General features: G+C 56.9%; 10 protein-coding genes, 2 tRNA genes and 2 rRNA genes. 10 read left to right on the top strand and 4 right to left on the bottom strand.

What is annotated here, in order from left to right; translation table 11 throughout:
- Position 1: 1 nt before the first annotated feature.
- From NHH03_RS11410 to NHH03_RS11400, 3 genes are all read left to right on the top strand, one after another.
- Positions 2 to 814, top strand: a complete 813-nt coding sequence (locus tag NHH03_RS11410; protein WP_253156154.1) for an ABC transporter ATP-binding protein — start codon at positions 2 to 4, stop codon at positions 812 to 814.
- Complete coding sequence (locus NHH03_RS11405) at positions 811 to 1,623, top strand: ABC transporter permease (protein ID WP_253156152.1); 813 nt, start codon at positions 811 to 813, stop codon at positions 1,621 to 1,623. Before NHH03_RS11410 ends, NHH03_RS11405 begins: the two co-directional genes overlap by 4 nt.
- 288 nt (positions 1,624 to 1,911) lie before the next feature.
- The gene (locus NHH03_RS11400; protein WP_253156150.1) at positions 1,912 to 2,799 is read left to right on the top strand and encodes a serine/threonine-protein kinase; all 888 of its coding nucleotides are present in this window, start codon (positions 1,912 to 1,914) and stop codon (positions 2,797 to 2,799) included.
- A gap of 32 nt (positions 2,800 to 2,831) precedes the next feature.
- On the opposite strand, the gene NHH03_RS11395 is transcribed toward NHH03_RS11400, so the two are convergent.
- Positions 2,832 to 3,680: a fumarylacetoacetate hydrolase family protein gene (locus NHH03_RS11395; RefSeq protein WP_253156148.1), complete on the bottom strand. Its 849-nt coding sequence runs from the start codon at positions 3,678 to 3,680 to the stop codon at positions 2,832 to 2,834.
- 181 nt (positions 3,681 to 3,861) lie between these two features.
- A complete protein-coding gene (locus NHH03_RS11390) occupies positions 3,862 to 4,374 on the bottom strand; it encodes a hypothetical protein (protein WP_261364221.1) in 513 nt (170 codons plus the stop codon).
- A 113-nt stretch (positions 4,375 to 4,487) separates the two neighbouring features.
- On the opposite strand from NHH03_RS11390, the gene NHH03_RS27920 reads away from it, so the two are divergent.
- Complete coding sequence (locus tag NHH03_RS27920; RefSeq protein WP_261364220.1) at positions 4,488 to 5,138, top strand: hypothetical protein; 651 nt, start codon at positions 4,488 to 4,490, stop codon at positions 5,136 to 5,138.
- Between the two features lie 86 nt (positions 5,139 to 5,224).
- The gene (locus NHH03_RS11380) at positions 5,225 to 5,548 is read left to right on the top strand and encodes a hypothetical protein (RefSeq protein ID WP_253156144.1); all 324 of its coding nucleotides are present in this window, start codon (positions 5,225 to 5,227) and stop codon (positions 5,546 to 5,548) included.
- A gap of 289 nt (positions 5,549 to 5,837) precedes the next feature.
- Here NHH03_RS11380 and NHH03_RS11375 read toward each other — a convergent pair whose 3' ends face one another.
- Positions 5,838 to 6,839, bottom strand: coding sequence for a YybH family protein (locus NHH03_RS11375; RefSeq protein ID WP_253156143.1), 1,002 nt, complete (start codon positions 6,837 to 6,839; stop codon positions 5,838 to 5,840).
- Between the two features lie 148 nt (positions 6,840 to 6,987).
- Here NHH03_RS11375 and NHH03_RS11370 point away from each other — a divergent pair, with 148 nt between their 5' ends.
- Positions 6,988 to 9,627, top strand: a complete 2,640-nt coding sequence (locus NHH03_RS11370) for a sodium:solute symporter family transporter (protein WP_253156141.1) — start codon at positions 6,988 to 6,990, stop codon at positions 9,625 to 9,627.
- 64 nt (positions 9,628 to 9,691) lie between these two features.
- Here the strand turns inward: NHH03_RS11370 and NHH03_RS11365 are convergent, their stop codons facing one another.
- The gene (locus NHH03_RS11365; RefSeq protein ID WP_253156139.1) at positions 9,692 to 11,677 is read right to left on the bottom strand and encodes a redoxin domain-containing protein; all 1,986 of its coding nucleotides are present in this window, start codon (positions 11,675 to 11,677) and stop codon (positions 9,692 to 9,694) included.
- Positions 11,678 to 11,992: 315 nt separating this feature from the next.
- On the opposite strand from NHH03_RS11365, the gene NHH03_RS11360 reads away from it, so the two are divergent.
- The 4 genes from NHH03_RS11360 (at position 11,993) to rrf (ending at position 16,076) form a co-directional block, all read left to right on the top strand.
- Positions 11,993 to 12,066, top strand: a tRNA-Ile gene (locus tag NHH03_RS11360).
- A gap of 97 nt (positions 12,067 to 12,163) precedes the next feature.
- A tRNA-Ala gene (locus NHH03_RS11355) sits at positions 12,164 to 12,236 on the top strand.
- 761 nt (positions 12,237 to 12,997) lie between these two features.
- Positions 12,998 to 15,847: ribosomal RNA gene (locus tag NHH03_RS11350) — 23S ribosomal RNA — on the top strand.
- A gap of 120 nt (positions 15,848 to 15,967) precedes the next feature.
- Positions 15,968 to 16,076: ribosomal RNA gene (gene rrf, locus NHH03_RS11345) — 5S ribosomal RNA — on the top strand.
- Positions 16,077 to 16,169 lie beyond the last annotated feature (93 nt).

The raw sequence follows: 16,169 nt of genomic DNA, 5'->3' as shown, positions 1-16,169 counted from the left end.
GTTGAGCGAATCTAGCCCCAGCCCGTCATCGCTTGCAGCGTCCATCGAGTGCCGTGACGTGACCGTTGCGTTCGATGCCGACGAACCTGCCGTTGATGCAGTCAACTTGACCGTTGGTAGCGGTGAAATCGTCTCGTTGATCGGGCCGAGCGGCTGTGGCAAGACGACGTTGTTGCGGGCGATCGGTGGGCTGCAAAAGATGTATCAAGGTAGCGTTTTGATGTCGCCGCCAATGGTTGCCAATAGCGGGCAGATCGGATTTGTGTTTCAACAACCCGCCCTGCTGCCGTGGGCGACGACGCTACAAAATGTGATGTTGCCATTGGAACTGATCGGCCATGGAAATCGACTGGATCGATTGGATGCGGCTTCCGAATCACTGGCCGCGGTCCAGTTGTCTGCGGCGCATCACAAGTACCCCCACGAATTGTCGGGCGGGATGCAGATGCGGGCGTCGATCGCCCGCGCGCTGGTGACCAATCCCGGGATTTTGCTATTGGATGAACCGTTCGCAGCCCTGGACGATATGTTGCGTAGCGATTTGGGACGGTTGCTACTGGATCTGTGGCAGCAACGCAGATTCACTGCGGTGATGGTGACTCACAACATCAGTGAATCGATTTTTCTGTCGCGACGAATCGTGGTCATGCGTCATGGCAAGTTGGAGCAATCGATTGACAATCCGCTGGCCTGGCCACGTGATCCGTCGCTGATGCGAACGGCTGAATTTGCATCGTTCTTCGGAGTCGTCAGCGATGCGCTGCGTGGTGAAGAAACAACAGTGGACACGACGCGCAGCGGGGCATCGCGATGAATTCAATCTCGCCAAACCCTCGCACAGTGGTCCATCGGCTGGTGCAGTGGTCCAGTCAATGGATTCCGGCATTGCTGGTGGCGTTGGTTGCATTGGTGATCTGGCACTTGGTCGCCTGGGGATTTGATCTGCCGCGCGCCTTGTTGCCAAAGCCAGTGGAGGTTTGGCAGGCGGCGGTTGCCAATCGCAGCGCACTGTTGGCCGCACTTTATTCGACCGGTTTAGCAGCCCTGGTCGGTTTGGTCGTCGCGATATGTATCGGCTCGTTGATCAGCGTTGTGTTTTCACAGTCACGGCGGGTGCGTCTGGCATTTTTCCCCTACGTGATTTTTCTGCAAACGGTACCCATCGTCGCCATTGCGCCGTTGCTGATCATATGGAGCGGCTATCAATTTCGTACCGTGGTGATTGTCACGGTGATCGTTTGTCTGTTCCCGATCGTCAACAGTGTCACTGCTGGCCTCACCGCCGTTGATCGTCAATGGTCGGATTTGTTCACACTGTACGGGGCCGGCAGGATGAAACGATTGTGTCGATTGCAGGTTCCGGCGGCGGTGCCTTATTTGGTATTGGGCGCAAAGACAAGCAGCGGACTGGCGGTGATCGGAGCGATCGTTGCCGAATTTTTTGTCGGCAATGGAACCGAGTACGACGGGTTGGGGACGTTGATGACTCACTGGCAGGGGTTTGTCCGCACCGACGCGCTAATCGCAGCCGTATTCACGTCAACGCTGCTCGGTTTGGCTCTCTTCGGTCTGGTGCATTTGCTCGCCCACTCAGTCCTCCGCCGCTGGATGACTTTGGTTTAGCAGTTGCGCTTTGATGGTAACCCGACGCGCGAGCGAGGGATTTAGCCAGATAACGGGATCCCTCGCTGACGCTTCGGTTGCCAATAACCATCGCCGGATGATCCGGCTTGCGTGGCAGTTGAAGTGTGGATTTATACCGGCAGTCAAGAAAAGCTGTTGCGCGGGACATTGTTTTGTCGATTGGGGACGATGCGAACAGTTGGGGTTGTTGATCGACACACCGCCCCCGGGGTGATCAAGACCATCTGAGTGTCTTGATCTCACAGACCACAATCATCGTGAGCGATCGTGACGACGTTTAAAATCTTTGCAAACCAGTCCGCTCCCCAACCGGCACTGCGCATCGGCGCAAGGCTGGGAAAGTACCGGATTCAAAAACGCTTGGGGGAAGGCGGTTTTGCAACGGTCTACACTGCGATGGACACGATCGAAGGCCGTCAGGTCGCGATCAAAATTCCCGATGATCGCTACATCACCAACACGCAGTCGTTGGATGATCTGCACCGCGAAGTTCGGATCATGGCGAAACTGGATCACCCCGGCGTACTGCAGCTAAAGAACGCACAGTTTGTTGATGATCGGTTCTTGATGGTGTTTCCGCTCGGCGAAGAATCGTTGGCCGATCGTTTGTGCCGCCGCATGTCGCGTGTGTTGGTGGTCGACTACCTAGTGCAAATGGTCGACGCCGTTGCCTATGCACATGAAAACCGGGTGCTGCATCGTGACATCAAACCAGAAAACTTCATTCTATTTCCCGACCGCGAAATTCGCTTGACCGATTTCGGATTGGCGCGGTTCCAGATCGGTTCGTTTGATGTTTCCGCTTCGGGCACACTCGGCTACATGGCGCCCGAGCAGGCGATGGGGCATCCCAGCTATCGCACCGACGTGTTCTCGCTGGGCTTGGTGCTGTACCGGATGCTCTCGGGTGAACTGCCGGAGTATCCCTTTGAAGCTCCGCTGCCCGGCTACAATCGGCTCCGCCGTGGAATTTCTGCGGACTTGGTGGCGTTGATTCGCAAGGCCATCGATCCCGCGCCGCGAAAGCGATTTCGTGATGGCGTAGCGATGAGCAACGCGTTGGCAAAAATCCGTTATCCATTGGCCGACCGCAGCGTCGTGCAGCGGCACCCGGTCACCCGAGCCACCGGTCGCACCACCCGCCACGTGGCCTAGCCGGACGGCGACAGAGTCGCGACTGGCGAGAGTTACTGACAGGGATTGGTCAGCGTTCCCACACCGTCAATGATCACGCTGCAGTGGTCGCCCGGTTTCAGATACACCGGCGGATCTTTGGCGTCACCGACCCCCGGTGGTGTTCCGGTGAAGATCAAATCGCCCGGCGCCAACGTGATGAACTTCGACAGGTGCGCGATCGTCGTCGGAATGTCAAAGATCAACTGTGCCGTCGTGCTGTCTTGCACGACTTCTCCGTTGAGTTTCATTCGCACGCGGACGTCCGCGGGATCGGGAAGTTCGTCGCGGGTGACAATGCAGGGACCCACCGGGGCAAACGTGTCAAATGATTTGCCCAACAGCCACTGTCCGCCCGGTCGACCCTTTTGCCAATCGCGGGCTGAGACGTCATGTCCGCAGGTGTAACCAAATACGTACTCCAGTGCTTCGTCAGCCGAAATGTTCTTGGCTTGACGACCGATCACTACGACCAATTCCGCTTCATAGTCAACCTTGGACGAAATCGATGGCAACTGAATCGATTGCCCATGTCCGATTAACGCCGTGTTGAATTTGCTGAACACGACCGGTTCGCTGGGGATCGGCGAATTGGTTTCGATTGCATGGTCGCGGTAATTCAACCCGATACAGAAGACTTTTTCGGGTTTGGGAACCGGTGGTAACAGCACGTCGGGTGCGGCAGACCACAGGCCCGGTTGCACCGTCGAGACATCTGGCAAACCGCCTGCTGCGGCAAGTTCGAACAGGTTGAAGTCGTCCGCTAGATCCTGGATCACGTTTCGCAACGGACAGATCTGTCCGTCGCGATAGAGCGCGTATTGGGGGCGACCGTCCGGACCGTTGATGCAACAAACAGACATGGTGTACTAGCCGATGAAGAATGAAGTGAATTGTGTAGCGGCGTTCATCGTGCGCCCCGCTCGCCAACTTGCCAACCCTACGAATTGAATCCGTAGCGTCATCGCAGTCGATTCAACGTTGGCGGTCAATCGATCTCGCAATTCGATCCGTTCGGTGACACCAGAATTTGTTCACCGATCCCTACTTTTTCGGCTCATCCATTCGAATCATGGTCCATTGTTGGGTTTCACCGTTGCCGAAATGCATCAATGCATCCGCTTCATTTTCACTCAGGTTATAAATCCCGGTTTCCATGATCGGCCAGTCTTTGTCGACCGGTCCCCACGCGGCCCGCTGGGTCTCGCGATCAACGGTGCCTTCGACTTCAAACGATTCATCGGTCGCGGTGTTTTGGAACGTGCCCGCGATGATGCCCTCTTTGCTGATCGCAAGCTGCACGAACAACGTCGAGTCTTCGGAAGAATCGTCGGCGCTGGACGACAGGGCAAACACGCCCAGCGGCAGCCATTCGACATCCTCGGGTTTCACCTCGGGGACGTTGGCGGCGATCTGTTGTGCCTGTTCGGCATACTCAGCGGCGCTACAGACCGGTTCGTTGTTGTAGTAGACCGTCTGCTCGTCGTAGTACAACGTGTTGCCGTAATCGTAATAGATCGGTTGAGAATCGAATCCGCCGATGATCCAGCCGGTCACGGCGCCCGCGGTTGCCCAGGCCCACCAGTTATTCGGATAGCGTCCCCATCCCCAACGCCAGTTGGGGTAGCGGTTCCAGTAGCCGGGGCCATAGCCGGGTAGGTGTCCCGGTGGTGGCGGTCGGAATCCGGGAGGTCGATAGCCCGGGGGCCGTTGTCCGGGAGGCCGATAGCCAGGTGGTCGTGTACCCGGAGGGCGATGTCCAGGGTAATGTCCCGGCGGTCGCACGCCCGGTGGTCGTGTGCCGGGTCCGCCGCCTGGTGGACGTGTTCCCGGTGGTCGCGTGCCGGGGCCGCCGCCTGGTGGGCGAGTTCCCGGTGGACGTGTGTCGGGTCCGCCACCTGGTGGGCGAGTTCCCGGTGGTCGTGTGTCGGGTCCGCCGCCTGGTGGACGAGTTCCCGGTGGACGTGTGTCGGGTCCGCCACCTGGTGGACGAGTTCCCGGTGGTCGTGTGTCGGGTCCGCCACCTGGTGGACGAGTTCCCGGTGGACGTGTTCCAGGAGTGGCCGGCAGCGTGGTCGGACGGTCACCGCCGCCGGGTCTGTTGCCTGGTGTTGCCGGCAGCGTGGTGGGTCGATCGCCGGGTGTGGGACGGTTCCCCGTTCCGGGTCGGTTTCCTGGTGTTGCCGGCAGCGTGGTCGGGCGATCGCCGGGTGTGGGACGGTTCCCCGCTCCGGGTCGGTTGCCTGGTGTTGCCGGTAACGTGGTGGGTCGATTTCCGGTTCCCGGCCGATTGCCTTGAGCGGGCCGACTGCCCGGGCTGACCGGGGCAGGACGTGTCGAGGGACGGTGTTGTAAAAAATCGCCTGCAGCACCACCACCGCTCGGTCGCGATCCGGACGAGGGGCGATTGAGGTTCAGAAAGTCGTTCAATTGGCCCTGGGACGGACGGTTAAACGAGGGGCTACCGATCGAAGGGCGACTGCCAACGTTGGGGCGACTCGTTCCCGGACGGTTGATCGAAGGTGACGACCCGGGGCGGCTGATCGGAGAACTCGGTCGGCTGATCGATGATCCGGGACGACTGATTGGCGAGCTCGGTCGGCTGATCGATGATCCGGGACGATTGATTGGCGAGCTCGGTCGGCTGAACGATGAACTCGGTCGATTAAACGACGAACTGGGACGACTGCTGGGACGACTGATCGATGGGCTGGGACGACTGAACGAGTGACTCGGTCGGCTGATCGAGGGGCTGGGACGACTCATGCCGCCACCACGCATGCCGCCTCCACCGCGCATGCCGCCTCCACCACCTCGGCTGAAGCCACCCCGGCCGCGTGCTTGGGTGCTTTGGCAACACCAGCTGCCGGCCAGTGCCAGTACCAGCAGCCAAGCGGCGACGTTCAAAGAACGTTTCATGCGGTTCGTTTGGTTCATGCGAATCGCCCTGCGATCAGGGGTGTTTTGGGAAGATGTGGCGGTCTGGCTTGTTTTGCTGCACCATTCAATTCGAGATACAGCTAGTTTCGATACACCGTGACGGCATCCAAATTGGGCAGCACTTCGCCGTCGACGACGCGATTGATTTTTTGCCAGGAGTAGCTGTTGTCGTCGATCGGATCGATCAAACTGGTGGACGAACCTTGGGTACCATCAGCGAGCGTCGCTACCGATTGCACCATCCAGCCCTGGTCATGACGCGTCCATTCGCCGCTGACGAATCCGCCATCGGAGTCGAATAGCCAGCTGCGAATCTGTTTTTGTTTGGCATCCCAGCCGATGATTTGAATGCCCGAGGATTCTACACCGGCTTCGTCGATGATCTTGTATTCTCGGCTGATGTAGTTGCGGTGGCTGGTCCAGTCGCAATCAAACTCCACCGCCCAGCCTTCGCCCTGGCAGCTCCATTGCCCGACCATCCACTCGAGTGCTTGCAGTTGTTCAAAGTGACTGGGTGCCGATTCCACGCTCTGTTCACTGACGCGATCGAGAATCCAGTTGCCATTTTGTTTGATGTAAACGGCGCTGTATTGGGTTTGGTCATCCGCGGTTGCCGGTTGTCCGTCGCGGTGTAGCGTGGCAGTTCCCTGTTCGACAGCGACGTTGGGCGAAAGGAACTCGATCGAATCCGATTCCACACTCAATTGGGGCACCGACTCCGCCGTCAGGATCGCTGTGAATTCGCTCCGCAGTGCGGCTTGCCCGGCGATTTGTTCGCCTTGCGTTTGGCTCGCGTAAACCCCGTCGGCCGACCACAACGCGATCAGTTTATCGACGTCTTTGCTGTTGAACGCATCCACATAAGCAGCAACGGCGGCCTGGATCTTGGCGATCTCGGGGGCGATCGGGTCGACGGAGGGGGCCTCTGCGCCGTCACCGATCGCGTCATCGTCCGTCTCGGCTTGCTGGGCGGTTTCCTCAGCGGCTTGCTGGGTTTCCTCAGCGGGTTGCTGGGCGGTGCTGATTAGCGGGTGAAATCCGATCGTCCCGGCCATCAGAATCAGCCATATCAATCGCCACATGAATCAGTTCTCCGGTGGTTTGGTCAGACGGGCGGCACAGGTCAGTCTAGCTTGGTCGGTTCGGATTTGCATCCAACCGTCGGTGCGTCGATCGTGGTAATCTGCCGCATCAGTTGATTGTAATTTCTGACGCATGGATTGCCGCCGGATGAAAGGTTTTGCATTTAGTTTTTTGATCGTGTGGCTGTTTTGGTCGACGCCAGCAGCCATCGCTGATCAGCCCGCCGACCCCTCCGCGGTCGCTGCGTTTCGGTTGGATTGGCACCCGCTGCCAGCGATTCCCGATCCACTGGGGCTGGCGGGACCGTTTGTCGGGGTCCAGTCGGCTGGCGATCCATCCGCGGTTCTATTGGTCGCCGGCGGAGCAAATTTTCCCGTTCCGGTTTGGGAAACCAACAAGCGATGGCGGGACACTATTTTTGTCGGTCGCCAGCCCCGCCAGCAGCAGGCCGGTGGCCACCCGGTGGGCGACATCCGTTGGCACGATGCCGGCACACTCGATCGCCCGCTTGCCTATGGAGCGTCGGTCTCGCTGCCCGATGGCGTCTTGTGTATCGGGGGCAGCGACGACCAATCGGTCTTTGATCGGTGTTTTCTAATGTCCTGGGATTCGGCGACCGAATCGGTTCAAACAACGCCGTTCCCCACGCTGCCCAAGCCCTGCGCATTTGGTGCGGCGACCCGAATCGGCGACCAGGTTTATCTGGCCGGTGGCCAATCCGGATTGTCACTCGATTCGGCAATGAACCAACTATGGGTGCTTGATCTTTCTGAGCGGGGGAACCCGTCGGCGTTCGGTTGGCAGTCGTTGCCGGAATGCCCGGGCCCGCCCAGGGCATTGAATGTGACCGTGCACCAGCACAACGGGTTCGAGGACTGTGTGTATCTGATCAGCGGCCGCCGCCAGGCGGGTGACGAAGTCCGTTTTCTGCGTGACGTTTGGGAATACTCGCCCAGCAAACGCAGTTGGCGGCAACGCAGCGATGCGCCACGCTGTGTGATGGCCGCCGCGGCGATCGACTATGGGCAAAGCCACGTGTTTGTACTCGGTGGCGACGATGGGTCGCTATTCACTCAAGCCGGCACGTTAAAAGACGATCATCCCGGTTTCGTCAAACAGGCCTTGGCCTACCACACGATCACCGACACTTGGACTAGTGCGGGCACGATGCCGGCCAGTCCGGTCACCACCACTGCGGTTCACTGGGACGATGCGATCCTCGTGGCCAGCGGCGAAATCCGACCGCGTGTCCGCACGTCGGATGTCTATTTGATTCGCCCACAGCCGGCGCCACGACAATTCGGTGTGGTCAACTACACCGTGCTGTTCGGCTATCTGTTAGCGATGGTTGGTGTCGGCGTTTACTTTGCCAACAAGAACAAAAACACAGACGATTTCTTTCGCGGCGGAAAACAGATTCCCTGGTGGGCGGCCGGGTGCAGCATCTTTGCGACCATGCTTAGCTCGTTGACCTTCACCGGGATTCCATCCAAATCCTATGCCCAGGATTGGGTTTACTCACTGGGAAACTTCATGATTCCGGTGGTCGCGGTGGTGGCCGTGTATGTCGCCCTGCCGTTCTTTCGACGAATCGATGCGACCAGTGCCTACGAGTACTTGGAAAAGCGATTCAGCCGTCCGGTGCGGTTGTTGGGCAGCGCCAGTTTTACGCTATTTCACCTGTTTCGGATGGCCGTTGTGATGTCGCTGACGGGGTTTGCGTTGGCGGTTGCCACGCCGTTGACACCGACCGAGTCGGTGTTGTTGATGGGCGTGCTGAGCATTTTGTATTGCACGCTGGGCGGTGTCGAAGCAGTGATCTGGACCGACACGATTCAAACCGTCGTGCTAATGGGCGGCGCTTTGCTGGCGATCATTCTGTTGGTGATGGGCTGTGATGGCGGTGTCGAAGGATTTTTTCACAGTGCGACTCAGGCCGACAAGTTTCACATCGCAAATTTGCACTTCGACGCCAGTTCCAAACAGATCGCATTGTGGGTCATTATCGTCGGTGCGATCGGCCAAAACCTGTCGTCTTACACCGCCGACCAGGCCGTCGTTCAACGCTACATGACAACGGAAAACCAGCGTCTCGCGGCGCGTTCGATCTGGACCAATGCGGTGCTCACGATCCCCGCGACGCTGTTGTTTTTCGGCATCGGGACCGCACTTTTCGCGTACTATCGGTCGCATCCGGATAAACTGGATCCGACCATCACGACCGATCAAGTGTTTCCGTATTTTATCGCCAGTGAGATGCCGATCGGGTTGGCCGGATTGATTGTTGCAGGGGTGTTTGCCGCAGCCCAATCGACCGTGTCGACGAGTATGAATTCGACCGCCACAACGATCGTGACGGATTTCTTGCGGCCGCTCAACGTGTGCCGCAGCGAGCGCGGTTATTTGACCGCCGCGCGTTGGTTGACGTTCCTGATGGGAGTCGCCGGAACGTTGCTGGGGTTCGTTTTTGTCGACCCCGAAATCAAATCGCTATTCGACACCTTTATCGCCGTGATCGGATTGTTCATGGGCGTTCTAGGAGGCCTGTTTATCCTTGGGGCGCTCAGTACCCGGGCCAATGCCACAGGCGCCCTGATCGGTGCCCTGATCGGGGCGGGCGTGATGTTCACGATGTGGCGCTACACACCGATCAACGGTTACCTGTACACCAGCGTTGGGATTACGACCTGTGTCGTCGTCGGCCTGATGGCCAGCCTGCTGTTTCCAGCGACGACAAACGATCTAAGCGGGCTGACCATCCACACGCTTGAGCCTCGCGAGGTCTAACGCCTGCGCGAAACTGACTTGCCAAGCGTGTCAGGCGGCTGCCGGTGCATGCGGATGCCAGGGTTTACTTCAGCATCTTGTCCAATTCGGCGTCCAGTTCATCGCTGCGAACATTGTGTCGGACGACGACGCCGTTCTTGTCGATCAACATCATCGTCGGCAGTGTTTGCACACCAAAGGCCTGTGCCAATCGACTTGATTCCAGTCCGCCTTCTTCGAACAGCTGTGTCCAGGGCAGTCGAGTTTCTTGGATGTACTTTTCGGCATCGCTGCGGAGGGCATCGACGTTGATTCCGATCAATGTCAGGCCGGCTTGCTTGTAGCGCGCTTGCAATCGATTCAGCAGTTTCATGTCCTGTTTGCAGGGCTCGCACCAGGTCGCCCAGTAGTGCACGATCACCGGCCGCCCACGCAGGCTCGACAATTGGAACGTCTTGCCGTCAATGGATTTGCCAGCCAGTTCAATCTTGCGTCCAACGGATTCAAGCCGGTTAACAGCGCCGGCCGCTTTGGCGCCGGGATCGCTGTCTTTGAATCCGTCACGGACTCGCTTGTACAGCACCAACGCCTCTTCTTCGTTCTCCTCGAATTCTTTGCTGAGTGCCAGTTGCAACATCGCTTGAGCCGATTGTTCGGTGCGAGGATGGGCGTCGACAAAGTCAGCGAGCGTCGTCAGGTACCATTCTTGAACTTCTTCAAAGTCGGCGTCGGGTGTTTGGCGAACCACATATTCCGCTTGAATCGCTTGGTAATCCGCATAAGCCGCGAGCGCGCGGTTTTGACGCGCGTATTTGCCGGCGGCCGCTTTCAATCGTTCCAATCCGTCGGGGTATTGCCGACTTTGCACCGCCACACTGACGGTGTCGATCAATTGCCGTGTCCAGGTCGTGCGGTCTTCGACACTGCCCGAGGCGGCGATCAGTTTTTCCAGCAAATCAGCTCGCTGGGAATGCAATTGTGGCAACGCCGACTCTGCGGCAGACTGCAATTTTTCGTCGATCGATTCCAGTTGCGTGACCAGCGTTTGTAGCCCCGCATCGGCGATCGGTGAACTGGATCCTCCGTTGGCGGCGCCGGGCGTAAAGAATAGTCCGGCCGATTGCGTCAATGCGCTGCCATCGGAATCGATGTTCGGCAGTCCGACCATCCGCCAGCGATCGTCGACCTGAACCAGAGTCCCGACCATCAGTTGGCCGCTTTTGCCCTCGTTCTCGTACATCGCCACGACGTTTTCATAAACCACTACGTCTTGGCTGGATCCGGCGGTGCCCGCCGGCACCAATCCCGGGGCGGGGGCGGCGAACTGAATCCACTCGGCCGTTTGACCGATGGCTTGTTGTTGTTTTGCGATGGTTGCGAATTCGCTGGCGGCGCGTTTCGCTTTGGCTTCGATTTCCACCGTCTTGGCTTCGCCCAATCCCAGCGATCGAATTTCGCTAGGCGTTGCCAGCAGGCGGGCGAACCGTCGCGGATCGGCATCGCGTACCGCAGCGACCACTTCGGCGCTGACTTCTTCCGCCGAAATTCGTTTCCACGAATCGATTTGGCCGTCTTCGTCGCGGTCGATTCCCCAGCGGGTGCCGGTGTTGCCAAGCCAGCGATACTGGTCGGCTTTGCCGTTAAAATCAGCGTCGATATCGCGATAGGCCTCGACGCCAAAATTGAAATAGGACCACACGTCAATGCGTTTATCACTGTTGGTGTCCAGGAAGCGTCGCAGCACGGTGCCGTCCGGGCCGGTCACCTCCCAGCCGCTCACACCGTCGCTGTCGATGTCCGTGACCGTGCACTTGGCGATTAGTTCCGACGGCACCAGTTCATAGACGGCGTCGCGCTGCAGCGGTTTCAGTGAGAGTGCGTCGCTCGCCGATGGGGTTGCGGCGGCGGTCCCGGCCAGCATCGTTGCCAGTCCCCCGGTTGCCAAGCAGCGGCCCAGCCAACGACCGAGCCAGCGACGTGGCGCGGCGCCGGGGATGCGGTCCTGACGCAACGGTGGGGATGGGATTTGGGGATCGGCGGCGGTCGGTTGCCTGGGGAAGCGGTCCATCATCTTCAGCAGTGTCCATGAAAAAGGTGAAAACAGTTCAACAGATATTTTGCCCGAACCTGGTCATTCGGGGGAATGTCGATTTAAGTGAAATGCCGGAACTGCCGAAAAAACTGGTCCACCGGTGATGAAACGCCTGGAAGGTGTGGTTTGTGAGAATGTTTTTGCCAGAGTTTGGCCAGTAGGCTTTGACAGCCAATTTGGTTTGCGTACACTTCTCGCTCGCCTGCCGGAACTTGCCGTGTGGGACAGTTCACTTGAACAGGGCGACGATCGGGTTTAACTTGGTCGTCCGTCACACGTTTAAGCGAACAACACGGGCGTGTAGCTCAGTTGGTTAGAGCGCGTCGCTGATAACGACGAGGTCCCAGATTCGAGTTCTGGCACGCCCACTTGGATTGCAATGTGTTTCGCTTTGCGATCTAAATTTGAATTAGCACTTGAGTGATCCGGTGTTAGTCGGCATCCTGGAAGGGATGCAAACCCGAAGGGGGTATAGCTCAGTTGGGAGAGCGCCTGCTTTGCACGCAGGAGGTCGTCGGTTCAAGCCCGTCTACCTCCACTTTGGGTGGTGTTGGGATGTGAGGTGTGATTTTTGGTCTGGGTAAAGTGCCCGGGCAAGTTTCATGCCGAACTGACCTGGGAAGTTGGTTTTAAATCCAAGAAAAGGGTTTGATCTCGGTTGACCCTGGTGGGAAAGCCTGTATCTTCCCGCTCCCTCGCCAAGGGAAACACCGCGAAGTGTGGTGTTTTTGCGGTGGGAGAAGTCGCAGTAGGCTGCGGCGGAGAGGTTCAAGAAGTTATCTTGAAATTCTCTTGAAGAACGGTTGACGCCACTGGTTGTCGGCTCTATCTTCCCGCTCCGCTTTGCGAGTGACCGCCGGCCGCACACCGAAACGTGCGTCCAGCGGCTGTTCCCACAGCGTCCTTCGGGCCTGGCTGAGAAAGCTTGGCTGGAAGAATTGATAATTGACAATTTGGTTGTTTGGTAATTGGCATCAGTAATCTGCCAGTTGGTTTCCGCAAGGGAATTGATTGGCGGCTACAAATAGTTCTTCGGAACAAGCGTCGCCAGCGGGAGTTTGGTGGGTTCCTTAACCCCGCCAAGTTTGTTGCTGGCTAAGAAGCGAATCTGATAGGATTCTGTGCGAGTACTGAGTTTGAGAAGATTGTGGCATCGCCTTGTTGTGGTGTTGTGATCGGATCGAGTCCAGTCATGTGATATCGTTATGGTGATGAATCAGCGGTGATCACGATTCTTGGGTGTTGGTCTGATCTGGCTTCGGCCGTTTTGGATCAGTGACTTGAGTTCGGGATTTCGTTGGCCAATCTACCAAGGGCACATGGGGGATGCCTTGGCGTTAAGAGTGTGGGCGTGGAAGTCTGCGAAATGCCTGGGGGAGTTGACAAACAAGCGATGATCCCGGGATACCCAATCCAACCTGGTGAACTGAAACATCTAAGTAACCAGAGGAAGAGAAAGAAAAATCGATTCCGTCAGTAGCGGCGAGCGAAAGCGGAATAGCCCAAACCGGAAGGGTTTCCCTTCCGGGGTTGTAGGACTCCAACATCGAATTGTGTGTTTTTAGTGGAAGAAGAAGGAAAGCTTCGCCACAGAGGGTGACAGTCCCGTACACGAAAATAAACACACATCGTAGGAGCACCTGAGTAGGTCCAGTCACGTGAAACCTGGACTGAATCCGCGGGGACCATCCCGCAAGGCTAAATACTCCTTAACGACCGATAGCTAACCAGTAGCGTGAGTGAACGGTGAGAAGAACCCCTGTAAGGGGAGGACAGTGAACCTGAAACCATGTGCCTACAAGCGGTCGGAGCCCGATTTGAACGGGTGACGGCGTGCCTTTTGCATAATGATCCGGCGAGTTGTGGTATGCGGCTTGGTTAAGTTCCTCCGGAACGAAGCCCAAGGGAAACCGAGTCTGAATAGGGCGAATATTGTCGTATGCTGCAGACGCGAAAGCTGTGTGATCTACCCATGGGCAGGTTGAAGCGTGGGTTAAACTGCGTGGAGGACCGAACCCACTTAGGTTGAAAACTGAGGGGATGACCTGTGGGGAGGACTGAAAGTGTAATCAAACCAGCAGATAGCTCGTTCTCTCCGAAATATCTTGAGGGATAGCGTCGAGCCACTATTTACCGGGGGTAGAGAGACTGAATCGGATGGGGGCCCTTCCCGGGGTACCTCACCGAACCAAACTCCGAATACCGGTAAAATTATCTCGGCAGTCAGTCCCTGGGGGATAAGCTCCAGGGTCGAGAGGGAAACAACCCAGATCGCCTGCTAAGGTCCCTAAGTAATACTTAGTCACTAAGGAAGTTGAAGTGCCGTGACAGCTGGGATGTTGGCTTAGAAGCAGCCACCATTTAAAAAGTGCGTAACAGCTTACCAGTCGAGCATTTCTGCGCCGATAATGAACGGGAGTAAGTATTACACCGAAGCAGCGGATTCTAGATTTATCTAGAGTGGTAGGAGAGCGTCCGTGACCAGATACGAGCCATACGGTAACGAGTGGTGTCGGGGTCATGGAGCGATTATGCCGGAATGAGTAACGATAAAACAGGTGAGAATCCTGTTCGCCGAAAGCCTAAGGTTTCCTGGGGAAGGTAATTCCGCCCAGGGTTAGCCGGTCCCTTAGTCCAGGCCGAAAGGCGTAGACGATGGATAGAAGGTCAACATTCCTTCGCCGGTTGTGTATTCGATGCAGGGACGGCGTCCAGAAAGTGAGCGGTACGAATAGAAATGTCCGTAGCGAAGGCTGAGTTGGTGGGGATTAAATCACCCGCATAATACAAGGCATAGCTCGAGAGCGTTTAAGTTCTCGAAGTCATTGGAAGGACGTCCAAGAAAAGCTGCTAGGTTAAGCAACTGACCGTACTAAAACTGACACAGGTAGGCGAGATGAGTATTCTAAGGCGCTCGGGAGAACGGTGGTTAAGGAACTCTGCAAAATGGCCCCGTAAGTTCGCGATAAGGGGCGCCCTCGATGGTTCACGCTGTTGAGGGCCACAGAAAATCGGCTGTAACGACTGTTTATCAAAAACACAGGTCTCTGCTAACACGCAAGTGGATGTATAGAGACTGACGCCTGCCCGGTGTTGGTAGGTTAAGGAAGATTGTTAGCTAACGCGAAGCAAGCGACCGAAGCCCCAATAAACGGCGGCCCTAACTATGAGGGTCCTAAGGTAGCGAAGTTCCTTGTCGGGTAAGTTCCGACCTGCATGAAAGGCGTAACGATTTCAGCACTGTCTCAACCACCGACCCGGTGAAATTGTAGTCGTGGTGAAGATGCCACGTACCCGCGGTTAGACGGAAAGACCCCGTGAACCTTTACTGTAGGCTGATATTGGGTTGAGATATGTCTTGTGTAGGATAGCTGGGAGGCTTTGATCTCCGCACGCCAGTGTGGAAGGAGCCGTTGTTGAAATACCAGCCTGGTCATATTTTAATTCTAACTTTGATCCCCTGAATCGGGGCAAAGGACAGTGTCAGTCGGGCAGTTTGACTGGGGCGGTCTCCTCCCAAAGAGTAACGGAGGAGTGCAAAGGTACACTCAGCCTGGTCGGCAATCAGGCGTAGAGCGTAAAGGTAGAAGTGTGCTTGACTGCGAGAGCCATAACTCGAGCAGGAACGAAAGTTGGCCTTAGTGATCCGGTAATCCCGAATGGAAGGGTTATCGCTCATCAGATAAAAGGTACTCCGGGGATAACAGGCTTATCGCATCCGAGCGTCCACAGCGGCGATGCGGTTTGGCACCTCGATGTCGGCTCATCACATCCTGGGGGTGTAGAAGCTCCCAAGGGTTTGGCTGTTCGCCAATGAAAGTGGTACGTGAGCTGGGTTCAGACCGTCGTGAGACAGGTCGGTCCCTATCTGCCGTGGGCGTTCGAATCTTGATGGGGTTCAACTTTAGTACGAGAGGATTTAGTTGGACGAAGCTCTGGTGTACCAGTTGTCGCGCTAGCGGCACGGCTGGATAGCTAACTTCGGAAAGGATAAACGCTGAAAGCATCTAAGCGTGAAGCCCTCCCAGAGATAAGGATTCGTAGACAACTGTCGAAAGCCCCCTGGAAGACGACCAGGTTGATAGGCTGGATGTGTAAGCATGGTAACGTGCTCAGCTAACCAGTACTAACGGGCGAAGGGTTGGCCATCGATATCCCGCACTCATGATTCTGTCATGTGCTGCTTCGGATCACTCGCTTGTGCCGAACGAACTGCTGATTACCAAACAACTGGCCGTGTGCTGGGCGAAACATCCCTCACACGGTCCTTTTGGCGACCATATCGGAAAGGTCCCACCTGTTCCCATCCCGAACACAGTAGTTAAGCTTTCCGAGCCGATGATAGTGCCCACCAGCGTGAAAGTAGGTATCGCCATTTTTTTAAAAGCCCCAAGCAATCTTGCTTGGGGCTTTTTTTATGCGCCCAGGGGTGATTCTACACCCGTAGGCCAGGTGCAACCTGGCGCTGCCT

It is taken from the genome of Stieleria tagensis, assembly GCF_024129865.1.
Taxonomy (GTDB): domain Bacteria; phylum Planctomycetota; class Planctomycetia; order Pirellulales; family Pirellulaceae; genus Stieleria; species Stieleria tagensis.
This window is presented reverse-complemented; position numbering and strand designations above follow the sequence as displayed.